Raw genomic sequence first — 24,397 nt, forward strand, 5'->3', positions numbered from 1 at the left:
CCATGTTTGCAGACCTGCATATTTTTTTCTAATCAGGAATCACGAAGTTTCGGAGGCTGTTGCCGCTGAGTTCTCCTTGCTGCGAGCCAGATTCATGAGGCGCGTACTCCTTTACTAAGTTTTCGATGCTATTTGTGCCTAGCCCCTACCAACCTGAGCGGCATCGCCAGCCCCCCATACGGCCCACTCAAATAATCATGACTCAGCGCCGGGTGGTAATACGGGTCGTTGTACCCGTTCAACGCCCAGCGCTCGATAAATCTCTGCTGCTCACGCAGTGCCCTTGATCGCTTCTCGGCGCTGATGTCTTTGCCTCGGCTGGCGGATTCTGCGTGGATCAGTTTTGCGAATGCTGTCCAGATTAGATTCAGGCCTGACTGCTGGATGCGTAGGCACAGATCGACGTCGTTGAAGGCGACGGGGAATGCTTTTTCGTCGAGGCCATCGAGGGCTTCGAATACGGATTTGCGCATCAGCAGGCAGGCGGCAGTTACAGCGCTCTGGCGGCGGGTGATCTGGTTGGTCGCGAGGTAGCCGGCATCGTTTTCTTCGAGGTTGTTGCCAGCGTGTGCAGCCAGGCCGTTGATGCCGACTACGACGCCGCCGTGCTGAACCATGCGGTTGGGCCATAGGAGTTTTGCGCCCACGGCACCGACGTTGTCGCGCAGCAGTTGGCTGACCATTTCTTTCAGCCAGTTGCCTTCGATGATTTCGATATCGTTGTTGACCAGCCCGATGATCTCGCCGGTGGCGTGTTCTACGGCTCGGTTGTTGATTGTCGAGTAGTTGAACGGGTGCGGGTGGTCGAGCACCTTCACGCCCCGGGCCGGTAAGGTCTGCAGGTAGTCCAGTGTCAGTGGATCGCTGGACTGGTTGTCGACGACGATGATTTCCAGGTCTGGGTAGTCGGTGTCGTTGAGCAGGCCTTCGATGCAGGTCCGCAGCAATCCCAGCTGGTCCCGGGTCGGCACGACTAGGCTTACGCGCGGCAAGGTCGATGGCAGCGGCCATTGGACACGCAGCAGTGACGGAAATTGGGGCAGTGTTTCTACCGTGCTGCCGGGCACCAGGGATTGGCAGAGCCAACTGATCGCGTGCTGCCGGTCAGCCGAGGCCTGCGCTTGTTCCGGGCTTGCCGGGGCGTTGTGGTTCCGGTGGTAGAGGACCTTTGGCAAGTGGACGACTTTAGCCTGATGTTTTTCCGTGGCAAGCACGATGCCGGCGGCGAACAGTTCCCAGCTCACAGGCTGCTGCGGCTGCGCGGACTCCAGCAACGACAGTGCGTGCTGGATGATGTCAGCGCTGAAAATCGCACCGGGGGTGAAGACATCCGCGCCGATGAACATGTCGATGTCCCACACGGGTTTAAGCCAGGGGAGGCTGCGCTTACCGCCGGGACCGTCGCGGTCGCAGTCGGCATACGCCCAGGCAACGCCTTCATCGAGCACGTCAGTCAGCTGGCTCAGCGCATGGCTGGCCAGGTGATCCCCCGCTTTGAGCGGGACGATGCTGGTGCAGCCGGCATCGAGTAAGTGCCGCAAGGCTGGCGACAAGTTTTCAGCGTTCGCTGTGGCCAGGTGTGAAGGCCGCGAATCGCCATCGCCCAGGCTCGCGAGGCTAATGTTTTCGAGGCCTTTGTCACCTTCGCTGATCAGCAAAAGGCCGGCATTGCCAAGGCGCTGCTGAGCAGGTGGCGGTGCTATGCGCTGAAAGGTGTCGAACCACTGTGGGTAATGATGGAAGCCCGCGCTTTTCGGGAAGCGCAGGGTCTGTTCTTTCGCAACCTCACTGAGCAGCATCAGAGCGCGCGTATCTACGGTCTGGTGCTCGAGCAGTTTCAGCATTCCTTCCAGGCCTTCTGGCCAGCAGCACAGTTTGATCGGGCTGCCTGATAGAGGGTGGCCCAGATCGTTTTCGATGTGCAGGGTATGAGGCTTGCCGTCGGCCAGCTCCCAAGGCAGATCGAGGTTGAAACCGTGATGACTTGTGGTGCGATAGACCAGTGCCTGATGGTGCTGGTCACAGACGGTTTGCGCCCATACTCGGCTGTCTTCGCGGACCGTTATCCGGACCTGGCGTTGCGGCGCGTCGGCGTCCCACGACCAGCCACTCAGGCGCAACCCGCCGCTGTGCCAGACCTGTGAAGCGACAGGGGCTGGCTCTTTATTGGGTGGGGCCGGCAGCCACAATTCGCCTGCAAGACTCAATGGCTGGTTCGCTACCCGGGCACTGATGTGGCGAGCCTCGTTCAGCCAGTTTTGTCTGAGTTGCACCGTGAAGCCGTGAAACTCATCGCCCGCATCAGCATTGGGGTAGAACTGATCTGCCCGGGCCAGCGCGACACACGCGCCGTCAATCATGACCTCGATGACCAGGCGCTCTTCCGGCCGGGCGCAATCCATCGCCCACCCCTGAAGCACGTCGGCGTAGAGGCCGGTAATTGTGCCCTTTATGGAAGGGTGAATGACGGTGGTGTCGCTGTGCGCGAGCTTTGTGGCAACTTCAACTGACATCAGACTCGGCTCGGTGAAAGAGGTAAGTGAAACATGGGGATGGCGCCTGCTTCGTCGGCAACTGGGCTGGGTATCGCGTAAAGCGCGAGGCCAACACTGTCTGCCAGAACAGGGGCGCTCCACCCTGCGCCGGGCTCCGTGCTCAGACTGAGTGCGGCCGAGCAGCCCGCGAGGCGCAAAGACTCCGCAAGCGTCAGACCGTCGAGTACGGGTTGTGCATGAACCGCGCCAGTAGCGAGCAAGGCTTTACGCCATGGGCTGTCGACATGCATCAGTAATGTCAGGGGAAGCGCTTCGCGTTTGATGCGCCTTGCCAGGCTCAGCCATTGCTCGGCGATGTGTGCGTCCTGCAAGGTATCGGCAATCAAGAGCGTATGCGGGTTGCCGGTGCTGCTGGCCAGACGTTGCTCCTGAGACTCGATGACGAGCCTGGCGTCCGGAAGCGCGGCGGCATAACGGGGGTGCAAGCTTGCCCATGGGAGATGCACGCTTTGTGCTCGACTGGCGAATACCGCGCCATTAAGAGAAGCGTTTGGCCGCACGAGTTGGTCGTCCCGACAGATGATCCGGTATGGCTTTTCAAGCGAAGAGGGCAGGCTGTAAAGCGCAGGCGGCGCTCCTGTCAGGTGCTCGTAGATCAGGGCGTCCACCGGCAGCCTTTGCAGGTCTTCAAACAGCTGGTCGGTATCGGCCGGCAGTTGATAATCGAGGCTGAAATCCAGCGGCGTTATTTTTGCCTGAAGGGTCAAGCGGGTGTTCGAGCCTTCATGGCACCACGTCAGGCTCAGTGGGGCGTCGACTGCTTCGTGTTTGCCGATATGCAGGTGCTTGAGGCTTGGTTCTGGCCAGGAGCAGGTCATGCTAGCGGCGATTTGGCTTGCCAGTTCATCCAGGCGTTCGCGTTGGAGCATCTGACGTGCAGGCTTGATTGGGTCGCGAAGGCAGAAGGCGTCGAAACGGGCAGAAGCGTCTGGATAGCGTTGTTTCAGGATGGCGTTGTTGTGAGCGACACGCAGTGACTTTTCTTCACCGAAGGAAACGCCTCCCTGATGTGCAACGAAGACATTCGGTGCTCCCATGTGGCGCCAGCCCAGTCCGCGAGCGCGCAGGCACCAGTCAGTTTCTTCCCCATAGCCCCGGGAGAGGTGCACCTCATCGAGGTAGCCCACTGCATCTATCGCGCTGCGCTTGATGTACAGACAGAATCCGCAACCGGTCTCGATTTCCATAGGCTGGCCGTTGGCGGAGGCTGCCAGTGCGTCCAGTTGCCCTTGTTCCGCTGCAGTGGGCATCGGGTGGCTGAATCGACTCCGGGGGAAGCTCATCAACTCGCCGTTGTTGGTAAAGGGGGTGACCGAGGCGATATCTTCATCGCTGTAGGCCACTTCCCGCAGGCGGTCGAGCCAGTTGCCGTGAACCCGCGTATCGGCATTGAGCCACACGACATCCTGTTTGGGGCTCAGCGCCATTGCGCGGTTCATGCTACGAATGAAGCCGAGGTTAACCGGGTTCTGGACAAGCGTGATTTTGCCTTTAGCGGCCAGGACCTTCAGGGCTTTGGACAAGGCAGGAACAGGTGATACATCCTCGATCACTACCACCCGGTGAGGTGTACGGTTGAGCTTGCGTGCTGTTATCGCGCTGTTGATGCATTCGAGCGTTTCATCCAGGCCGTCAAACACGGGAATCAGCACATCCACCGGATGCTTTGTCCCCGGGTTCATCGCTGGAGGCGGTGGTGTGAATGCCGGCATTGCGAAAAGCGGGCTGCCCTGCAGCATGGGGCCTGCTTCGAAGCGCATCTGAACCGCCGGAGCGGGGTTGCTCATCTTGATACGGATGCCGCCGTGCGCGACTGGCAGTCCGGCAGCGGCCAGCAATGGACTGGGCGAACTGGCGACGATGCTTATCTTGTGACCGTTGGCTTCCAGTTGCAGCGCAACGGGAGTCCGTAGGTCATGCAGGTTGAGCGCCCAGCCATGAATTTCCTGCTGTTCGGGCAGGTATTTCACGACGCCCACGCAGCCGGGCATCTCCCTTTGCGCCGCCAGTTGCTTGAGCACGAATGACAGCTCGTTGGGCGCTGTGATGTCTGGCAGCTGCGCAAGGATCATGCGCCGCAGCTGTTCGGCGGATTCGCACTGAGCGCGTGCGTGCCAGAGAGACATACGCAGCGCGGGATCATCAGGCAGTTTCTTCCAGGCTGCCGTCAGGTAGCGGCTGGCCAATGCCGGGTCACCTTGCGCAAGGATGCAGCGGGCAACGAGTGCCTGAACATCGGCGCGCAAAGGCAACGCATCGGCGGCGTAGCTTAAAAAAATAAAAGCGAGCTTGGGGGCCGCGGCCAGTGCATCGATACCTTTCCAGATGGCTGCTTCCGGGCGGTATTCGGATGTCTGGAATGCACACTCGAGCGCCACGCAGGCGGCAGCATGTTCGGCGGCCTGGCGGTCACGGTGGAAAATGTCCATGAGCGTTTCTCGCCCATGGTCGAGGTGTATGGACATAAGCTGTCGGGTTCACAAGAAAATAAAAGAGGGGCGACCCGAAAGTCGCCCCTTTTTGCATACGACCCAGCCTTGCGGCCGGGCGTATTTGTCGCTACGACAGGGCTAGTTACACCGCGCCGTGCAGAACAACGACGTTGTCGTTGTGAGCGACTGCTTCAGCAGAACCAACGATAGCGATTGCCACGTCAGCGTGGGTAGCGCCGTTAGCCAGGGCAGTAGCCCAGTCAGACTTGCCAGCGTCGTCGGCGGTACGGCCGAGGGCGTTCTGGTACAGAGTGTCCAGGAACTGGCTGTCAGTGTGAGCAGTGGCTTCAGTCGAGCTGGTGATGGATGCAGCTACATCAGCGCGGCTTGCACCGTTGAACAGTGCCGATACCCACTGGCTTTCGTCAGCGCTGGTGGTAGCGCCATCGCGGCCCAGTACGTTGGTGTACAGGTCGTGGATGAAGGTACCGTTCGAAGCGTCTACAGTCTGTGCTTCAGCGGAGACAGCAATTGCAGCAGCAACGTCGGACAGCGAAGCGCTGCCGTTGGCAACTGCGCCAGCCCAATCGTTAGCACCAGCGTCACCAGTGGTGTCGCGGCCCAACAGGCTCAGGTACAGATCGTTGACGTGAGTTGCAGCTTCCTTGGTCGAGAACTCGGAGGAAGTCAGGAACTGGTTGGTGATGTCGGTCAGCGAAGTACCGGCTTCAACCTGAGCGCTGAAGTACTTGGCGCCTTCCAGTTCAGCGTCGCGACCCAGCAGGCCTTCGTACAGACGCAGAGCGGCTGCTTCAGCATCGCTGTGTGCCAGAGCAACAGTGCTGCCGTCGGTGAAGGTCAGGAACTCTGCATCGGAGATGACTGCAGTCTGGTCACCGGTCAGGGTCACGTTGTTGTGGTTGCCAGCGGCGTAGGTGTAGTCAGCAGCCGAACCAGTCAGCTGAACCACGTCGTAGCCAGCACCAGCGTTGACGATGTTGGTGTTGCCAGCAACGCCGTCCAGAACGATGGTGTCGTTACCGGTACCGGTCGTGACGTTGTTGTTGCCTTCGCCAACCAGAACGGTGTTGTTGCCGTTGCCAGTGACGATAGTGTCGTTGCCGTTACCGCCGTCGACGAAGGTGTTCTGATCGCCTTTAACGGTGATCACGTCGTTGCCAGCACCGCTGCTTACAACCAGACCGAAATCGGTGGTCGGTGCAGCAGCAACAGCTACGCGAGCCAGGGAAGCTTCAGCAGCAACTGGAGCGTCGATGGTTACGTTCAGGCTGGCGTTGGTGTCGAAGATGTACGCTTTAGCCGAAGCCAGCGAATCAGGCAGATCAACGTTGACCAGGTCGGTGGCAGCGCCAGCGATGGTTGCAACTACAACGTCAGCATCGGCAGTCTGGCCAGTCGGAGTCACAGGAGCGGTTACACCGTCCCAGGCTGCGTAGTTGACGGTTTCAGCAGTGTCCAGGTTCAGCAGAGCGCTGATGGCAGCTGCGGTATCTTGAGAAACGCTGGCGGTGTCCAGGAAAGACTGGAACGAAGCGGAGGTAATTGGGCTGTCGTATTGCATGTGGAAGTCCTGATACGTCAGGCCATTTGGCCTGTGCTACTAATTTTCTGCTTCAATGCAGAGTTTTCCCACGGAGACTTATAGCGGGCAGCGTTCATCTTCGTTACGGGTGTAATGCAGATATGTAGCGCCACCAACGGCTCGGTGCCGGTAGGGCCATACATCATCTGGTCGGCAACAACGAGTTGCGGCACGGAGCCGCGGAACACGATGTGCCCTGACAATTCGTATAAATGACGGTTCGGTCCTACCAGGCCAAAGCCGGCAGATACCAATGGAAGAGATTTGCCCCGGGTGCCGGTGAACGTCCCGGAGACCACTTTCGGGCTGGGGCCTGAACCGCTGGCGGTGGAGGCGTAAACGAGGTCGACACCGGCAGGCTTGCCTTCCCAGTGAAGGCTGAAACCTTCCAGGCGACGGATGCTGTCATGCTCGCCAGCCCAGCCTTCCGCAGACTCCACATCGCCTGCACCTTGAAGATGCGCGAGGAGTTTCAGCGTCACGGGTACAGGGGACGGGGCGATGACTGCGCTGGCATCCGGTGTGGAGATGACGCCGAAATTGCGCATGATGGCTGGGGATGTGTCGATACGGTCGATGCGCAGATCGATAGGATCAATGCTTTCATCGAACATGTGATATTCGGTGATCAGGACAGTCGCGATGCCGTTTTTGACACGGGCCACTATGGTGTCGCCGAGCTTGGCCAGCATATTTTTGCTGATGCCTTCCGCCGGGAAGAAATCGATCGCACCTTTGCCAAGCGGCGCTTGCTGCAACGCGATACAGACAGGTTTGTCTGCGGGGGGCTGTGAGGCGTAGCGGAAAATGTACATCCCCGGTTCAAGCAGCGTGACGCGGGAAGTGATTTTCAAGCCATCTAATGTTTGCGACTGCACTCAATAAGTTTCCTTCTTATCCCGAGCTGACAGCAGTTGATTCAGAGGCATGGGCCTCGCTCAACTCTAAACAGGTACTGCACAACTTAGTGGCGCATTGGTGGCAACCGTCCGAGTGGCGAGATTAATCGATCCGGGACAAAAGTCAATTCAATCCATGTCAGAAAGTAGGATCTTTCTGATTTCTAAGTACGAAAATACCGGCGGACATGGTGATATGAAATTGGAATTTTGTGTGCACCGTTGGTCCGGAAAACATCGCTTTTGAATCCCTTCGTATGAGGGTAGTCGCTCCTTTGTAAGCCCTCTGTCTCGGGCGCTGCAGCGTAGTCGGGGAATAAAAATCGATGCGTCTCAAGGTACTCGTCGGGGTCGGGCAGTCTTGGGTTGGCCCAAGGCGGTGAGCGGCCTTTTTTGGGAGGATTTATGGTCGACCGCTCTGGCTCGCGGGTCTTGCTCTTTGCGGGCAGATTTTTCGGCGAGCCGGCTCGCCAGCAAGCGTCAGTGTGTTGGTTGTTTTCTGATCAATCTCTTTATGAGTCGTTACGCTCGCAGATGCCTGGCCAAGGGCTGAATTCCTGAAAATTGTCGGGTGCGCGCTCGATATCTCAATCTGCAATTTTGACGATACTACTGGTGGCAAACTGCTACACGATTATGAGTCGCACTGGTGGGTCGGAGCGGAAGAGGCAGGCGCGGATGAAACTGAATGGGTCGGTCAGGAAACATACCGACATATATGTTGCGCAGTTCGTCGGGATAATCGCAAACATGTGGAACTATCGCGCTAAGTTGCATCCCACTGTTGCCGGTGAAGTCTTGTGGATTTCACTTTCTGACAAAACATTCATGAAAAATCTGCCGAGCGGACAGTAATTTGATGGCCCTTTAATGCTGCCTGACGCTATCGCCGATGGTACACTGCCGCGCTTTCGCAGCCCTATCTCTAGTAATGGATTCCATGAGTCGCTCACACGAAAACAATCTGCAAGCGGCCCTCAGGGTCTGTAAAGGTAGCTTCCTATCGGTCGGTTTCTTCAGCTTCTTCGTCAACACGTTGATGCTGGTACCTACCTTTTACATGATTCAGGTGTCTGGACGCGTAGTGCCCAGCAGCAGCACGTCCACGCTGATCATGCTGACGCTCATTCTGACCATTCTCATGGCAACGCTCGGTTCGCTGGAATGGGTCCGGTCGCGGATCATGGTCCGTATCAGTAATCGTCTGGACGTGCTTCTCAGTCGGGACGTCTACCGGGCCAGTTTCAAGAAGGCATTGAGCAGCGGGGGCATGGATGCCTCTGCTCAGTCTCTTAATGATCTCACCGCTCTGCGTCAGTTTTTGACCGGAAATGGTCTGTTTGCCTTCTTCGATGCCCCATGGCTGCCGATCTACACCGCTGTAATGTTCCTTTTTCATCCGTGGTTCGGCTGGATGACTGTCGCGGCGGCGGTTGTGTTGGTGGTGTTGGCGTACCTCAATCATCGCTACACCGGTAATGCCTTGGCCGAGGCGAACAAACAAAGCCTCACGGCCAACCTGCAAACCACCAAAAATCTGCGCAATGCCGAAGTGATCGAGTCCATGGGGATGCTCGACACGCTGATGGGGCGTTGGGCCACTCGTCAACGCAGAGTGCTGGTGCTGCAGTCTGCGGCCAGTGACAAGAGCGGGATCATTACGTCCATCTCCAAAACGTTCCGCAACTGGGCTCAGTCGATGATGCTCGCAGCGGGCGCCTACCTGGTCATCACCCACGAAATCAATCCAGGCTTGATGATGGCCGGCTCGCTTCTGCTGGGTCGTGCATTGTCGCCAATCGATCAAATGATCGGCAGCTGGAAAGGCTTTGTGGCCGCGCGCGTGCAGTATCAGCGTCTGAACGAGACGCTGGAAAAACTCCATGCGGAGCCCGAGCGCATGTCACTGCCCGATCCCCAGGGGCATGTTCAGGTTGAGAGTCTTGTTGTCGCGGCGCCGGGCGCAAAAGCGCCGGTCATCCGCAACATCAGCTTCGTGGCTCCGGCGGGCAGTATCGTCGGTATCGTCGGGCCGAGTGCAGCGGGGAAATCGACGCTGGCCCGAGCGTTGTTGGGCATCTGGCCCCCACAGCATGGCAAGGTACGACTGGACGGTGCTGACATCAGTGCGTGGGACAAGCAGAAGCTGGGTCCGCACCTGGGTTATCTGCCGCAGGACATCGAGCTGTTCGAAGGCAGCATCAGCGAAAACATCGCGCGGTTCACTAAAGTCGATCCCGAACAGGTTGTGCTGGCTGCACGGATAGCCGGGGTGCATGAGTTGATTCTGCAACTGCCTGACGGATACGACACTGTCATCGGTAGCGATGGGGTCAATCTTTCAGGTGGCCAGCGTCAGCGCATCGGCCTGGCCCGCGCCGTCTATGGAAGCCCGCGTCTGATCGTGCTGGATGAGCCCAACTCCAACCTTGATGAGGTGGGCGAGCGAGCGCTGGGTGTGGCGTTGCAGAAGATCAAGGAAACCGGGGCAACTGTATTCATCATCTCTCACCGTCCCAATATCCTGTCCCGACTTGATCGGGTCATGGTGCTCAATGCAGGCGTCATCACCATGTATGGCGCGCGCGATCAAGTGATTGCCGAACTGGCTCAGCAACAAGCGAAAGCCCAGGCGCAGGCTCAAGGGCAGGCCCAACCCAGAGTCGCACCCGCGACCCCTGAAACGGCCCAGCCCAGCGCTTGAAAGGAACTCATAGATGACCAGTAATGCAATGACAGTGCTCGAAGAGCACTCAGTAGATATGCCGACTTCCGACCGCGGTATCCGCCGGGTCGGAATGACAATTGTCCTGGTGACCTTTGGCCTGTTCGGTACATGGGCGGCATTTGCCCCTCTGGGTAATGCGGTTTATGGCAACGGGATGGTGACTGTCCAGAGTTACCGCAAGACCGTTCAGCATCTGGAAGGTGGCATCGTCAAAGAGCTACTCGCCCGGGACGGCGATACGGTCCATAAAGGCGATCCTTTGATTGTTCTGGATGACTCCCAGTTAAGCGCCGAATATGAGTCCACCAGCAACCAGTTGATCACCGCTCGTGCCAAAGAGGCCCGTTTGAGAGCCGAACGCGATGATCTTCCGTCGATCCCGGCGTTGGTTATCAGTGGCGTAGAAAGTGAACGGGCACGAGAAGCTATCAACGGCGAAGCTCAGGTTTTCAAGGCGCGGCATGTGGCGCGTCTGGGCGAGATTTCCGTACAGCAGGAACGTATCGGTCAGCTGAAACAGCAGATCATCGGCCTTAACGACATGATCGCGACCAAGGTCAATCTGGAGAAGTCCTACAGCGGTGAGATCACCGAACTGAAGGACTTGTTGCGCCAGGGCTTCGTCGACAAGCAGCGTTTGCTCGAGCAGGAGCGCAAGCTGGACATGCTCAAGTCCGAAGTTGCCGATCACCAGTCGACCATCACCAAGACCCGCCTGCAAATCAACGAAACCGAGTTGCAGATCGTGCAGTTGAATCAGAAATTCAGCTCTGACGTCGCCAAGGACTTGAGTGACGTTCAGGCGCAGGTGTTCGATTTGCAAGAGAAGGCGACAGCCCTGAAGGATCGTCTGTCACGCGTCATCATTCGTGCCCCTGAAGACGGCATGGTGCTGGACATGAAGGTTCACACTATCGGCGGTGTTGTCAGCGCGGCGACGCCGTTGCTGGACATCGTGCCAGAGTCCTCCGAGCTGGTGGTCGAGGCGCATATCGGCACTAACGATATTGATCGGATCACCATCGGTAAAAAGACCGATATCCGCTTCAGCGCGTTCAACAGCGCAACCACCCCGGTCATTCAGGGTGAGGTGACGCGCATTTCCGCCGACCGCCTGACCGACGATAAATCGGGTGAAGGCTATTACCTGGTGCGTGTGAAGCTCACCGACGAAGGCAAAGAGCGTCTGGGCGATCGCAAGCTGCAACCGGGCATGCCTGCTGAGGTGTTGATCAACGCCGGTAACCGGACGATGTTGCAGTACCTGCTAAAGCCTGCTCACAACATGTTCGCCAAGTCGATGATCGAGGAATGATTGTGTTGCGTCTTTTCTCGCTGGCGCTGTGCGCATCTGCTGTGTTGCAAGTTCAGGCTGCTCAACCACCGGTTTCCAGATCGGTCAGTGCTTCGAACTACTCGCTGGATCTGATGACCCTGTATCGGGAGTCGCGCCTTGAAGACCCGCGCGTTCTGGCTGCTTATGCCCGCGCCCGTTCGGCAGCGGAGAAGGAGCGCGAAGCACTGGGTGGCCTGTTGCCGCAAGTGACGGCCAACGCGACCACGAACCGAATCCTGCGCAGGGATGAGGCATCTCGCGAAGCCTACAACAACAAAAGCTACTCGCTGAACCTGACCCAGTACCTCTATAACAAGCAGGCGTGGGAGCACTATCAGCAGTCCAAAAGCCTGACTCAGCAAAAAAGCGCGCAATCTGATGATGCGCAAGCAGAGGCAACGGTTGATCTGGCACAGCGCTATTTCGTAGCCCTCGCCGCTGACGATGAGTTGGAGTTGGTCATGGCCGAACGCCGTGCAACCCAGAAGAACCTCGATCGGGTCAATGCGATGTTTGAAAAGAAGCTCGCCATGATCACTGACGTGCTGGACCTCAAGGCACGAGTTGATTCACTTGCAGCGCAAGAGGTCGATGCGCGCAATCAGGTCATGATCAGCCGGGAAGCACTGTCGGAAATTGTCGGGCGGCCCATCAAAGAGCGCTTGAGCCGCATTCGTAACGATGTCGCGCTGCAGGCCCCCTCGCAACCGCTGCAGAACTGGATCGCCGAAGCGATCGACAGTAACCCGCTGCTCAAAGCCCATCAAAGTGGTCTGGAGGCGGCCAATGCTGCGGTGAGAGAGGGGAAGGGTGGCCATTATCCGTCACTGACCTTCAGTCTCGGTGCTCAGCAGAGCGACGTCGGCTACGACAATACCCAGACCCCTCGCAGCGATAGCTATGTGGCAACGTTCGGCGTGCAAGTGCCGATATATAGCGGCGGCTCCACTTCTGCTCGGGTACGGGGGCTCTATGACGAGCAACTGGCGGCCGAGCAAGAGGTTGAGGGTGTCCGTCGGCAGGTGGTGAAAGAAACCACCAACTCCTATCTGACGGCGCAGTCGAGCGTTGAGAAAATCCGGGCTAACCAGAACGCCTTGTCTTCCGCCAAGCAATCCAGCGTCGCGGCGCAGAAGGCGTTCACCTATGGCGTAGTCAACGCTGTCGACGTGCTGACTGCAGTGCAGAACGAGTTCAAGGCTCGTCGGGACCTGCTCAAGTCGCAATACGACTTCATTACCAATCTGTTCATTTTGAATCGTTGGGCCGGCAAGTTGTCCGAGGACAGCGTTGATAGCGTCAATGTCTGGCTGGGTGGTAACGAGTCGGACGCGGTTGAGGATCTGAAGCTTTCCAGCGCAAGCCCTTCCGCTCGTTGATTGAAGCGGCTTCGCGCTCATTGGCTGTACAACCGCTCCTCGCCAGTGGGTGTCTGTTGCCGATTTGGCAATGTGACCGGTTATACTCCACCGGCTCGCATTTTTGCGTCTAGTTCGACATACATGGATTAAACAGGGCTCATATGGCCCTGTCAGGACCTCAAGGTAGATAACTCTCGTGAAGATCTTAGTAACAGGCGGCGCTGGCTTTATCGGCTCGGCGGTCATTCGTCACATTATTTCCTGCACCACTGACTCGGTCGTCAACGTCGACAAGCTCACTTATGCGGGCAACCTGGAGTCCTTGCAGTCTGTCGATCAGGATGCGCGATACGCTTTCGAGCACGTCGACATCTGTGACCGCCAGGCACTGGATCGTGTATTCCGTGAGCACCAGCCCGATGCGGTAATGCATCTGGCGGCTGAATCCCATGTTGACCGCTCTATCAGCGGTCCATCGGAGTTCATCCAGACGAATATTATTGGTACCTATGAGTTGCTCGAAGCAGCACGTGGGTACTGGACTGCACTGGAAGAGCCACGCAAGTCGGCATTTCGCTTCCATCACATTTCGACCGACGAAGTGTATGGCGACCTCGAAGGGCCGGAAGACCTCTTCACCGAAACCACCCCATACCAGCCGAGCTCTCCTTATTCAGCGAGCAAGGCGAGCTCCGACCACCTGGTTCGCGCCTGGGCCCGTACCTTTGGCCTGCCGACGCTGGTCACGAACTGCTCGAACAATTACGGCCCGTTCCATTTCCCCGAAAAACTGATTCCGCTGGTCATTCTTAATGCCCTTGAAGGCAAGCCGCTGCCGATTTATGGCAAAGGGGATCAGATCCGCGACTGGTTGTTCGTTGAAGATCACGCCCGGGCCCTGTACAAGGTTGTGACCGAAGGCGAGATTGGCGAGACCTACAATATCGGCGGGCACAACGAGAAGCAGAACATTGAAGTCGTGCGTACCGTTTGCGCGTTGCTTGATGAACTGCGTCCTGATTCGGCATTCCGCCCTCATGTGGACCTGCTGACCTACGTCAAGGATCGTCCGGGACATGACCTGCGTTACGCGATTGACGCCAGCAAGATCCAGCGCGAGCTCGGCTGGGTGCCAGAGGAAACATTTGAATCCGGCATCCGCAAAACCGTGCAGTGGTACCTCGACAACCCTGAATGGGTAGCTCACGTGAAGAGCGGCAGCTATCAGCAGTGGATCGACAATAACTACACCGCGCGCGCTGACAAGGCATGAAGATTCTTCTGCTAGGTAAAAACGGTCAGGTTGGCTGGGAGCTGCAGCGCGCCTTGAGCGTGTTGGGTGAGGTGGTCGCACTCGATCGCCACCCGGCGCCCACGGCTTATGGCACGCTTGCCGGGGATCTGTCTGACCTTGACGGGTTGCGCGACACGATCCGTCGTGTCGCCCCGGATGTCATCGTCAATGCCGCGGCCTACACCGCAGTCGACAAGGCTGAAACCGAGCGAGAGATGGCTCATAAGGTCAACGCTCTGGCCAGCCAGGTTATGGCTGAAGAGGCGAAGCGATTGAATGCGTGGCTGGTGCACTACTCCACCGATTACGTTTTCGACGGCAGTGGCAGTGATGCATGGGTTGAATCTGCCAGCGTTGCGCCGGTGAACTACTATGGCGCAACCAAGCTGGAAGGCGAGCAACTGATTGTGGCTTCTGGCTGCAAGCACCTTATCTTTCGCACCAGTTGGGTCTACGCGGCGCGAGGCAACAACTTCGCCAAGACCATGCTCAAGCTGGCCAGAGATCGTGCGTCGCTCAACGTCATTGCGGATCAGATCGGCGTTCCCACGGGAGCTGACCTTTTGGCTGACGTCGCGGTTGCCGCGCTGCAGAAATCGCTGCTCGACCCACAATTGGCTGGTATTTACCACTTGGCCCCTGCCGGCGAAACGTCCTGGCATGCGTACGCCAGGTATGTGATCGATTTCGCGCGGGCAAATGGCGAGACACTCGCTGTCGAGACGATCAGCCCAATACCCACGACCGACTATCCGACCCCGGCCAAGCGGCCTCTGAATTCGCGTCTGAACACTCAAAAGCTGCGTGATACTTTTTCCCTGCACTTGCCGGATTGGCAAAGTGGCGTAACCCGAATGCTTATGGAAGTTTTAAACAAATGAACACGACAAATCGCAAGGGAATCATTCTGGCCGGCGGTTCGGGGACGCGTTTGCACCCGCTGACGCTGGGCGTCTCCAAGCAGATGCTGCCGATCTACGACAAGCCGATGATTTTCTATCCGCTGTCCGTGCTCATGCTCGCCGGGATGCGCGAAATCCTGATCATCTCTACTCCAGAGGATCTGCCAGCGTTTCGCAAGTTGCTGGGCGATGGCAGTCAGTACGGTGTCAACCTCACCTATGCCGAGCAGCCGAGCCCTGACGGTCTGGCTCAGGCGTTCATCATTGGCGAGGAGTTCATCGGTACGGACCCTTGCTGCCTGATTCTGGGCGATAACATTTTTTACGGACAGCATTTCTCCGAGAACCTGCGCTCCGCCACCGAGCAGGCTCACGGTGCAACAGTCTTCGGTTATCACGTCGCAGACCCTGAGCGCTTCGGCGTCGTGGAGTTCGATGAAACAGGCCGCGCCCTGAGTATCGAGGAAAAGCCAGCTGCTCCGAAATCCAGCTATGCGGTGACCGGCCTTTATTTCTACGACAATCAAGTCGTCGAAATTGCCAAAAACATCAAGCCGTCCGAACGCGGCGAACTGGAGATCACGGACGTCAACCGTGCCTATCTCGAACAGAAATCCCTGACCGTAGAAATGCTTGGTCGCGGTTTTGCCTGGCTCGACACCGGTACGCACGAATCGCTGCTCGAGGCGAGCCACTTCGTGCACACCATCGAACAGCGCCAGGGTTGGAAAGTAGCTTGTCTTGAAGAGATCGCCTACACCAATGGGTGGATCACCAGCGAGCAGGTCGCATCGCAAGCTGAAAAGCTCAAGAAAACAGGGTATGGCCAGTATCTCCAACGGCTTCTGGAGCCGGGCAATATCTGAGGTCATGCGCGCTCACGAGCCTGAGGCTACGGCGCCCTCAGGGCTCCCTCGGGTCGCCGTGCTGCTGGCGGCCTATGAAGGCATGTCATGGATAGAGGAGCAACTGGCCTCTATCCTCGCGCAAACCGGTGTGAGAGTGACCATCTATATCAGTGTCGATCCGTCGAGTGACGGCACTGAGGCTTGGTGCGCCGACTACGCATTAACTCACTCTCAAGTCGTGCTGCTTCCCTCTTCGGGACCATTCAGAGGCGCCTCGCGTAACTTCTTTCGCCTCATTCGAGATGTAGAGTTCTCTGAGTACGACTATGTGGCGTTCTCTGATCAGGACGACATCTGGTATTGCGATAAGCTCGTACGCGCCGTATCCACGCTGCATACCGCCAGAGTCGATGGTTATTCCAGCAACGTCAGGGCTATTTGGCCGGACGGTCGGCGTATTCTTGTAGACAAGGCGCAGCCGCAGGTGGAGTGGGACTTCCTTTTCGAGGCGGCAGGCCCAGGATGTACCTACGTATTGACTCAGCGTTTGGCCTGCGCATTTAAACATCTGATCTCGCGCGCCTGGACAGACGTTCAGTCGATCGATCTGCACGACTGGTTTTGCTATGCGTTTGCGCGAAGTCAGGGTTTCAAATGGTTTATCGATCCCTTACCGGGAATGGATTATCGACAGCACGCCAGCAACCAGGTCGGGGTCAACTCAGGCTTTCGCTCCGCCATTGCCAGATGGCGGAAAATAGCGGATGGATGGTGGTTCCGACAGATTTGTCTGACCGCGATGATTCTGAAAGTCAGCAATCCATACACGGGCGGAGCGAGCGCAGCTGCCGCTGCTCTGTCCACCGTAAGAGTGGCGCGCGATGTCAGGAAGTGCCGGCGTCGGCCACGGGACAGGGTGGTACTGCTAGTTGTCTGTCTACTACAGACCGTCGCGGGTCGTCGATAGATTGCAAGGGCTGCTGTTCTGGCAGTCATCGGAGTGTTTGGTGACCCCGATGACTGTCGTGGCGGTGGTTATCGCAGTTTGGGCTTCAAGAACACCAGACGCTGGTACTGGTCCTGAAGAAAGTGCTCAGTGCCAACCACTTCCCACTCATGCCAGTTTTCAGTGATGTAAGCGAGAGTAATAGAGGTGTCACCGTAGGTGATTTCTCCGTTAACCGTTGCCGGGGAACCTTCGCCATGGGGCGTGAAGGCAAACCCTTTTGTATCGTGATCGGAAAGCATCACCGACTTGACGACTTTGTCATTCTGGGACGATGGGTGCACTTCCCAATATGATCGAGGGCGCACGGTAATAACCAGTAGCCCGTCATCGGCAATGTGTTTGCGGCATGCAGTGACTGCCGCAAGTGCCGCTCGCTCCGAAAGATGAGTGAAAACAGAGTAAGAATAAATAAAGTCGAACGTGACACCCGGGAAGGGAAGTGTTTCCGGCAAATAATCAGAAAGCGCGAGGTTTGCCGTGATGCCACTTTCCCTGCATATTTCCAGCGACTTGTCCCATGGGTCACATCCGTAGATATTTTCTGGGGCGGTGAACTTATAAAGCAGCCGGAGAAGTCGGCCCCACCCGCATCCAAAATCCAGAACTTTGGTATTGTCTAGCGAGCGCCCCGAATATCGGTTTATGCCGCACTCCAGCGTTCGCATGAACGCACAACTTTGCAGCAGCAGATCGTAACCCGATGAGCCATTCCAGTTTTTTTGTATCTGGTCAGGGGCCATGGTTGGTAATAGTGATCTGACTTCAGGGAAGTTTTCGGGGATGTTTAGCATCAGGTCCCCAATGACATCAATTGGGAGACTCCTCAGCTGCAGGAAAAAGGATTCTTTATTGTTTGAATGAGAAGCAAGCGATTTGTAAACGTCAAGACGGTCCATCGTGCTACCTTTTCAGAATCGTGAGACCCAGAGCGGGAAGCCGAATGTAGCTCAGAAAAAAGGAAATCAAAACCGAAAAATCAAGGCAGGGACGGTGATGCGCCGGATGCTGCCTGTCCTATGCATACCGCAAGCTGGGGGGGCGCGGCGATGTAGACGTTGCGAATATTGGCTGGAGGTGTCTGAACCGGCGGTTGGCAGCCTTGGGACCAGTGGTTGGAGTGATTGATGGTTGGCCCGGTCGGCTCAACGCTGTGTGCAGCAGCTCAGGCGGCGATGCCGGTTGGAAGGGTCGCTGAGGTGGGCGATTGCGGCCCAGCGTGGAGAAGGGCGGCCTTTTCAGGTCCGCCCTCATTCATTCAGACTACACCGCGTCCGCAGTAATGATCATCGAGTAATACGTGAGACAGTAACTCCAGTTCGTCAGACGAATGCTTCGAGAAGAACTCCGTCGCCAGTTCCTTACTGACTTGCGGCGAAGGCGCAAAACTGCCAAGCAATGTATTGCGGATATTCAGCGCGTCTTTTGCAAATTGTAATACGCCGTTTTGCAGGTCATCCCTGAATGCATTACACGCCACTTCTGCATCGGACAGCTCACGGTGATGCGCTTCTACATTGATTCCATCGGTAGACGTGTATTTCATGATCTGTGCACTGCTGGAGCTCAGCAGTTTTTCAACTTCAAAGCTTCGCAGGTACATTGTTGGCGCAGTCTGGTTGCGTTCTACGTTCTCCATCATGTAACCACGGATAACGACATCGTTATTCTTCGCGACGTCGATCGAGCGTACATCAGTCGCCAGATAGTAGCCGTCGATCGGCCGCTCGGTGAGTTTGCACAGATAGTTCTGAATCGTCGCTCCATAACCAACGTCGACCACTGAAGACTTGCGCTCGCTCATCATTCCCATGGAGTTCAGGTAAACGACCAGCGCCTCGTGTTCCTCCCTGGCTTGGGCAAAGATGGCATCAGCCACCTTAGGCAGCAGGCTGTCAAGAATACCGAGGTTTTCGTGATGGACCTCGACCTGTGTGTCTTTTCCAACGCCTGTTTCTGCGGCGATCTGTTCCCAGGTCGTGTCGTTCAACTCCAGGCCGAAGCGCTCTACCAGAAAGTTCGCTGCGGTGTTGGCGTGATAGTCGCTTTTGGAAATAGTCAGGATGTCTTCCATGGTCTTGACCAGAGGAACACCACACGTACGTCGGGAGACGATCAGGTAATCGGCCTCAGGAGCATTCGAGAGCCCTTGGCTCCAGATGTCGTACACCGACTTCATCAGCTGGCCTTCGCGGGCAAGGAAATACAGTCGTTCAACACGATCGTTGGCGGCGCTGTCGATAAGCCATTGCGCCATGCTGGTCAGCAAGGGGCCGATCAGGCTGTAGCCGACGTTGTACGGTGTGGCGTGGAAGAGTGAGCCGGGATTGAGGTTCGGGTACGTGACTGCCGAAAAGTTCTTCGCGATCAACAGCCCCAGTGTCAGCTCCGCATTAAGGTCGTGGGCGAACTCGTATTTCTCGATGAAACGGCGCAGTCGTGGCATTCCACGGGCGAGTTCCACCGGGCGCAGCACGTGCATGCCGACAATGCCCATGTCGCAAGGGATCTGGAAGTCGGAGCGCTCATTATCGCCCACCATGATCAACTCGTCCGGCCGGAGGCTGTGAGCGTTCAGAACGTGGGCATAGAGCTCGCCCGAGTCCTTGCGCAGGCCTATCTCGTTGGAGAGATAGAACTCTGACCAGTCGCGAATGCCGTTGGCGTTCAATGCCTGGGTGATCAACTGTTTTGGAAGAAACATGTCCGAGACGAGTACCACGGGTTTGCCGGTTGCCTTCGCCTGCTCAAACAGTTCGGCTCCCCCGGCTCGTACGGACAGCGATTTGTATTCAGTCTGTTCTTCAAGCGTCCTGATGGTGGAGATATCTGCATCGGACAATTGGGTCAGTTGCTGAAACTTGGTGTAGATATCGCCCAGATCGACATCTTTTTTCTTTTGTTGGCGTGCTTCGCCTTCAGCGACCACTCGGTACTCGGTATACATCTGCGCCAGAGGCTGAGGCAGGTTTGCCGAGACGATACGCTTTGTCGATTCGGCATCGATGAGCGGGCGGGACAGCAGCGTGTCGAAAATATCGAAAGCGATGTATTTGACGTTAGGATTGGCGAACTGGTCCAGCAGCGATGTGAAGGGCCGGGCTGTGGATTGCTCCAGTCTCCAGGCTGACCAGCTCGGGGTTTCCGTGTCCAGGATGATCCCAGGCTGCAGGCCTTGTTTCTTGGCAGAAAGTACCAGCAAACGCTCCAGGCAATGAGCGAATGTTCCGTCGGTCTGACCACTTTCTCCCACAAAATCATTGATGGAGATGTTGGCGCTGAAGAGGGGTTGCAGGGCATCCCCTCTGGCCCAGAACATCGAGCCGGCCGGGAAGTCGAAATAACCCTGGGGGACAGGCGCTATACCCAGTCGGGCGCACCACGCTGTGCCCATGGCCTTGTTCGCCAGCCAGGTGTTGGCCTGCAGCGGGAGTGACTTGAAGTTCTGTGGATATACAACGCCGTGGCCAGTTGAAAGCAGCGTGAATATCTTGCGGATCGTGTCGGCACTGCCCAAAAGGTTGCGGGTGAGGTACTGCCGCCAGCCTTCGGTTGCGCCGCCGTTGTATAGAGACTTCTTGCTGTGCAGGTGCGCGATGAAGTCGTAGCCACGCAAGGCCTCGCCAAACGTGCAGAACATCGGAGCAATGTCGCGCCCGCGATTATCGACCACCTTGATGGTCAGCGACTGGCAGTTTTGCAGATTGGAAAATGCATTGCGACAAGCCGTTTCGCCTTCCTCGTTCTTTACCGAGACATAGAGATCGTAGGCAAACGGCATGTTCTTGAGATGGTCGGCGAACTCAGCGGCCAGGTCGTGATAATACATGTGCAGATGAACCGCGATACGGCCTTCGACGGTATCGATTGCCCGGACGGTATCCAGCGCAATGAGCGAGGTGTCGGTAACGCCTATGTGTTGCGGACTGCCGTTTTTCCAGAACTCATAATGCGGGCTGCCGCGAAAGACCGCAGGCAGATTCCGGTAGCCCCAGTGCAGAATGGAGGTACGGTATCCAGGGGGAATCGCCCAGTAGAGTGGCTTGACCTGCTGGAGCACCCGCGCCCGCAGGCCCCCGGCTACCAGCGGACGCTGACCTTTAACGGCTCTCGAGACCAGGCGCAGAGGGGCGGTGACCTTCCAACTGGTCGACTGCTGGAACCCACGGACCGTCGTACCGAATTCGTCAGCGGCCCGCTGGTTCATTTCTTTGGCCAATGCCAACTGAAGACGCAGGCTTTGGATCTCGTCTCGAGCGCTTTTGACCTCATAACGAGCGTTATCAATTTCTTCTCGCGCGACGACTATCTCGTTACGGACGATAGCGAGTTCTTCCACGCCCCGGTTCACTTCGTCCCGGGTGTTGGCCAATTCCTCTGCGTTCTGCTGGGCAGCGACGTGGAGCGCGTTCAGCTGCTGATGCGCGTCGGCGATCTGCGCGTCCAGCGTCTGTTGATGTGTAATAAGGGTGTTTTTTTCCGATCGCAGCTGTTCGATCAGGCGGAAATCAGGTGGGTTCTCCTGGAAATTCGCCAGGTCGCTGGAGCCCGGCGTGCGCGCATTGTCATACACCTCCAGCGAGTGGATCATTTTGTTCTGGAACTGTTCTTCCAGCGACTGGCTCTTGGCGAACACGGCGACGAAATCGTTCCAGGCGCCGTCCATGGTTTCGGAAGCTCGCGGCCCGATGAAAGATTCCAGAAGAACCGGATCGTAGCCGCTGCGCTTGGCCCATGTCACCAGCGCGTTGCCGGCATCTGGATAGAACCGCCAGCAGTCTACCGGCCAGCGGTGAATATAGCCGTTGCTGGGGGCGTTGATGTAAACGAGACCGGTAGGCTTGAGAATGCGTAGAATTTCGTTGAACACCAACCAGAACATGTCCGAGTGTTCGAAGCACGAACTGCACACGATGGCATCGATGCTTTCGTCCTCGAACGGGAGAACGTAGGGGTCATCCAGAACGATGTCTACGCCCTTGCCCATCACGAAATCGACGCCGATGTATTCCAGGTCATCCGGACAGACATCCTTGATGGAGCCATTGACGTTCTGGGCCCCGATGTCTACAACTTTTGAGCCGGCAGGCAAGTTATCCCGATAAGTCTCAAAGAAGAGCCGGCCATAGTTTAGTGCGGAGAGATGCATTTAAAGACCTGCCTCGATATCTGTACTTAGTTGGATATCCAACATAGGAATTCCGATCAGCCCCGACGCAGAAGGGTCGTTGCTGGAGTGAAAAATGACGGCGTCATGGATCCAGTGATGTTGGGTGTGATCGCGCTGATCACCATCAGCAAGCGCCACCTGGATCGAATAATCGCCTTGGGCAAGCCACGGCATTGCGAAAGTAAAATGGGCGGCGAGAAGTTGCCCCGAGTCAACCGTTGGAGGGAGGCTGTTCTTGATGTTCAACGTGTTGCTGCCAAACAGGAACTGACCAAGCCGGTCCTTCACAAAAAAGCCGATGATCGGGCTTTGAAGGTCGTGGTAAGCAATAGCGTGAATGGACAGGGTAACGATTTCTCCACCCTTGAGTGTCCTGACTTCTGAGCCGTCCTCGGTCGTGATGCTGACGTGCTTGATCTCGGCACCGTGCGGGCCCATTTGTGCGGATGCACCGATGTTGGGCTTGAACAGTCCCTGAGCATCTGCCGATTCGTAGTGACGCTCGTTCGCCCAGATTTTTTTGAGCCTGTCGGCAGTGGACAGCACGTCGTCGCGTGCTATCTCACCGTCTTTTTTTGTGGCACCCAAAATATGGGTCAGATAGTTCTCGCAGGTCTTCTTCGCTTCACCGAGCTCCTGCATCTCGCCGTTTGCCAGCCAAAGGGCTTTGTCACAGAGTGCGATTACCGAGCTGCTGTCATGACTTACAAACAGCAGTGTCTTTTCCTCTTTGAACTTGCGCAGAAAACGCATGCACTTCTGAGTGAAGACCGCATCACCCACGGCCAGGGCCTCATCAATGATAAGAATATCGGCATCGACATGTACGATCGTCGCAAACGCGAGTCGGACGAACATGCCGCTGGAATAGGTTTTGACGGGCTGCTCGATGAAATCCTTGATCTCGGAGAAATTCACGATGTCATCGAATCTGGCATCCGTCTCCTCTTTGGTCAGGCCGTAGAATGCAGCGCTGAGGTAGACGTTTTCACGGCCGGTGAATTCAGGGTTGAAACCCGCGCCAAGCTCAAGCAATGCGGCGACTTTACCGAACGTCTGTATTTGTCCATGCGTCGGGCTCAGCGTGCCGCAGATCAGTTGCAACAGCGTCGACTTCCCCGATCCGTTGCGTCCGATGATCCCCAGCGTTTCTCCTCTTTTGAGAGTGAAGGAAACGTTATTGAGCGCCCAGAACTCCCGTCCATAGGTTTTGGCCTGCGCCCCTACGGCGCGTCTCAGGCGTGGCATGAGCGACTGCTTCAAGCGATCCTGTGGCTTGTTGTAGATATGGAAGCACTTCGATACGCCATCGACGATGATTGCAGGATCTTCTTGCGGGGGGACGTTATAAGACATCAGCGAAGCCTTTTCGAGTTCTCTGGAACCAGGCGTAACCCACCCAGGCGGTGAACAGTGCCATCAACGAATATAGGCCTAGACCGGCCCAGTCCGGCGTATTGCCCCAAATCAGGACTGCCCTGACCTGCTCGATGATGAAGGTGAGCGGATTGGCCATCATTAAAGGTCGCATGTCCTCCGGAAGCGAACTTACCGGGAAAAACACCGGCGAGAGGAACAGCATGACCATGGTGATAATCCCGATGGTCTGGCCAACGTCGCGAACGTAAACGCCCAGAGAGGCGAAGATCCACGCAAGGCCCTGGGTGAATATGATGAAAGGAAGTACGACCAGCGGAAGATAAAGCATGGTCGCATTCAGATTGCCATCGACGAAAACGATGGCGCAAATCAGGACCAACAGGCTGACTCCACTGTGGAAAAGGGCGGCGCACATGGAGATGACTGGAAGGATTTCGAGCGGGAAAACGACCTTTTTTACATAGTTCACGTTCGCCAGAATCAGGCCGGGAGCGCGATTCAAGACTTCAGCGAACAGGCCATGCACGATCATTCCCGCGAAAAGCAGTACGGCGAAGTCGGTTTTACTTTCGTCCGGAGAGGTCGTCCAGCGAGCTTTGAAGACGACAGAAAACACAAATGTATAGACTGCCAGCATGAACAGTGGGTTGAGGAATGACCACAAAAGTCCCATTACAGACCCTTTGTAGCGTCCTACAACTTCTCGACGTGTCATCTGCAGAACAAGGCTGCGATGCATCCACAGATTCTTGACTAGCGCCCATGGGGTTATGGGAGCTCGCGAATGCGGGTTCATTCGTGCACCTCAAGGTGTGTTAAGGATGAGCATTCGCGGCAGGTTTTCTCACGCTGAATGTTGAAATTTTGCGTTTTCTCGAATCGC

The 24,397-nt window shown here is 56.8% G+C and carries 15 protein-coding genes; 7 read left to right on the top strand and 8 right to left on the bottom strand.

Annotation, left to right across the window (positions count from 1 at the left end):
• Positions 1-128: 128 nt before the first annotated feature.
• From BWR59_RS30325 to BWR59_RS30340, 4 genes are all read right to left on the bottom strand, one after another.
• Positions 129-2,513 carry a glycosyltransferase family 2 protein gene (locus BWR59_RS30325; RefSeq protein ID WP_081569343.1) on the bottom strand — a complete coding sequence of 795 codons (2,385 nt, stop codon included), beginning with the start codon at positions 2,511-2,513 and terminating at the stop codon, positions 129-131.
• Positions 2,513-4,984: a glycosyltransferase family 2 protein gene (locus BWR59_RS30330; protein ID WP_081569344.1), complete on the bottom strand. Its 2,472-nt coding sequence runs from the start codon at positions 4,982-4,984 to the stop codon at positions 2,513-2,515. The genes BWR59_RS30325 and BWR59_RS30330 overlap by 1 nt, the downstream gene beginning before the upstream one ends.
• Positions 4,985-5,129: 145 nt before the next feature.
• Positions 5,130-6,569, bottom strand: a complete 1,440-nt coding sequence (locus BWR59_RS30335; RefSeq protein ID WP_081569345.1) for a DUF4214 domain-containing protein — start codon at positions 6,567-6,569, stop codon at positions 5,130-5,132.
• A gap of 17 nt (positions 6,570-6,586) precedes the next feature.
• Positions 6,587-7,405 (bottom strand): hypothetical protein, encoded by an 819-nt coding sequence (locus BWR59_RS30340; protein WP_081569346.1) that lies wholly within the window; start codon positions 7,403-7,405, stop codon positions 6,587-6,589.
• A gap of 1,024 nt (positions 7,406-8,429) precedes the next feature.
• On the opposite strand from BWR59_RS30340, the gene BWR59_RS30345 reads away from it, so the two are divergent.
• The 7 genes from BWR59_RS30345 (at position 8,430) to BWR59_RS30375 (ending at position 16,925) form a co-directional block, all read left to right on the top strand.
• On the top strand, positions 8,430-10,193 hold the full coding sequence (locus BWR59_RS30345; protein WP_081569347.1) for a type I secretion system permease/ATPase: 1,764 nt from the start codon (positions 8,430-8,432) through the stop codon (positions 10,191-10,193).
• Positions 10,194-10,206: 13 nt separating this feature from the next.
• Entirely contained in the window at positions 10,207-11,532 is a 1,326-nt protein-coding gene (locus BWR59_RS30350; protein ID WP_081569348.1) for an HlyD family type I secretion periplasmic adaptor subunit, read from the top strand.
• Positions 11,529-12,932, top strand: a complete 1,404-nt coding sequence (locus BWR59_RS30355) for a TolC family outer membrane protein (protein ID WP_081569349.1) — start codon at positions 11,529-11,531, stop codon at positions 12,930-12,932. The genes BWR59_RS30350 and BWR59_RS30355 overlap by 4 nt, the downstream gene beginning before the upstream one ends.
• Positions 12,933-13,110: 178 nt before the next feature.
• Positions 13,111-14,187 carry a dTDP-glucose 4,6-dehydratase gene (gene rfbB, locus BWR59_RS30360; RefSeq protein ID WP_081569350.1) on the top strand — a complete coding sequence of 359 codons (1,077 nt, stop codon included), beginning with the start codon at positions 13,111-13,113 and terminating at the stop codon, positions 14,185-14,187.
• Entirely contained in the window at positions 14,184-15,089 is a 906-nt protein-coding gene (gene rfbD, locus BWR59_RS30365; protein WP_081569351.1) for a dTDP-4-dehydrorhamnose reductase, read from the top strand. The genes rfbB and rfbD overlap by 4 nt, the downstream gene beginning before the upstream one ends.
• On the top strand, positions 15,086-15,976 hold the full coding sequence (gene rfbA, locus BWR59_RS30370; protein WP_081569352.1) for a glucose-1-phosphate thymidylyltransferase RfbA: 891 nt from the start codon (positions 15,086-15,088) through the stop codon (positions 15,974-15,976). Before rfbD ends, rfbA begins: the two co-directional genes overlap by 4 nt.
• A 4-nt stretch (positions 15,977-15,980) precedes the next feature.
• Complete coding sequence (locus BWR59_RS30375; RefSeq protein WP_081569353.1) at positions 15,981-16,925, top strand: glycosyltransferase; 945 nt, start codon at positions 15,981-15,983, stop codon at positions 16,923-16,925.
• A 68-nt stretch (positions 16,926-16,993) separates the two neighbouring features.
• Here BWR59_RS30375 and BWR59_RS30380 read toward each other — a convergent pair whose 3' ends face one another.
• The 4 genes from BWR59_RS30380 to BWR59_RS30395 form a co-directional block, all read right to left on the bottom strand.
• The gene (locus tag BWR59_RS30380) at positions 16,994-17,863 is read right to left on the bottom strand and encodes a class I SAM-dependent methyltransferase (protein WP_081569354.1); all 870 of its coding nucleotides are present in this window, start codon (positions 17,861-17,863) and stop codon (positions 16,994-16,996) included.
• Between the two features lie 359 nt (positions 17,864-18,222).
• Positions 18,223-22,113 carry a rhamnan synthesis F family protein gene (locus BWR59_RS30385; protein ID WP_081569355.1) on the bottom strand — a complete coding sequence of 1,297 codons (3,891 nt, stop codon included), beginning with the start codon at positions 22,111-22,113 and terminating at the stop codon, positions 18,223-18,225.
• Entirely contained in the window at positions 22,114-23,490 is a 1,377-nt protein-coding gene (locus BWR59_RS30390; RefSeq protein WP_081569356.1) for an ABC transporter ATP-binding protein, read from the bottom strand.
• Positions 23,480-24,310 (bottom strand): ABC transporter permease, encoded by an 831-nt coding sequence (locus tag BWR59_RS30395; RefSeq protein WP_081569357.1) that lies wholly within the window; start codon positions 24,308-24,310, stop codon positions 23,480-23,482. The genes BWR59_RS30390 and BWR59_RS30395 overlap by 11 nt, the downstream gene beginning before the upstream one ends.
• Between the last annotated feature and the right edge of the window lie 87 nt (positions 24,311-24,397).

Origin of the sequence: Pseudomonas sp. Bc-h, from assembly GCF_002080045.1 — a bacterium.
Classification (GTDB): domain Bacteria; phylum Pseudomonadota; class Gammaproteobacteria; order Pseudomonadales; family Pseudomonadaceae; genus Aquipseudomonas.

What these genes read in the sequence shown, in the direction of transcription:
- BWR59_RS30325 (WP_081569343.1), bottom strand. Translation starts at nt 2,513, where the DNA reads ATGTCAGTTGAAGTTGCCACAAAGCTCGCGCACAGCGACACCACCGTC.
- BWR59_RS30330 (WP_081569344.1), bottom strand. Translation starts at nt 4,984, where the DNA reads ATGGACATTTTCCACCGTGACCGCCAGGCCGCCGAACATGCTGCCGCC.
- BWR59_RS30335 (WP_081569345.1), bottom strand. Translation starts at nt 6,569, where the DNA reads ATGCAATACGACAGCCCAATTACCTCCGCTTCGTTCCAGTCTTTCCTG.
- BWR59_RS30340 (WP_081569346.1), bottom strand. Translation starts at nt 7,405, where the DNA reads ATGTACATTTTCCGCTACGCCTCACAGCCCCCCGCAGACAAACCTGTC.
- BWR59_RS30345 (WP_081569347.1), top strand. Translation starts at nt 8,430, where the DNA reads ATGAGTCGCTCACACGAAAACAATCTGCAAGCGGCCCTCAGGGTCTGT.
- BWR59_RS30350 (WP_081569348.1), top strand. Translation starts at nt 10,207, where the DNA reads ATGACCAGTAATGCAATGACAGTGCTCGAAGAGCACTCAGTAGATATG.
- BWR59_RS30355 (WP_081569349.1), top strand. Translation starts at nt 11,529, where the DNA reads ATGATTGTGTTGCGTCTTTTCTCGCTGGCGCTGTGCGCATCTGCTGTG.
- rfbD (WP_081569351.1), top strand. Translation starts at nt 14,184, where the DNA reads ATGAAGATTCTTCTGCTAGGTAAAAACGGTCAGGTTGGCTGGGAGCTG.
- rfbA (WP_081569352.1), top strand. Translation starts at nt 15,086, where the DNA reads ATGAACACGACAAATCGCAAGGGAATCATTCTGGCCGGCGGTTCGGGG.
- BWR59_RS30375 (WP_081569353.1), top strand. Translation starts at nt 15,981, where the DNA reads ATGCGCGCTCACGAGCCTGAGGCTACGGCGCCCTCAGGGCTCCCTCGG.
- BWR59_RS30380 (WP_081569354.1), bottom strand. Translation starts at nt 17,863, where the DNA reads ATGGACCGTCTTGACGTTTACAAATCGCTTGCTTCTCATTCAAACAAT.
- BWR59_RS30385 (WP_081569355.1), bottom strand. Translation starts at nt 22,113, where the DNA reads ATGCATCTCTCCGCACTAAACTATGGCCGGCTCTTCTTTGAGACTTAT.
- BWR59_RS30390 (WP_081569356.1), bottom strand. Translation starts at nt 23,490, where the DNA reads ATGTCTTATAACGTCCCCCCGCAAGAAGATCCTGCAATCATCGTCGAT.
- BWR59_RS30395 (WP_081569357.1), bottom strand. Translation starts at nt 24,310, where the DNA reads ATGAACCCGCATTCGCGAGCTCCCATAACCCCATGGGCGCTAGTCAAG.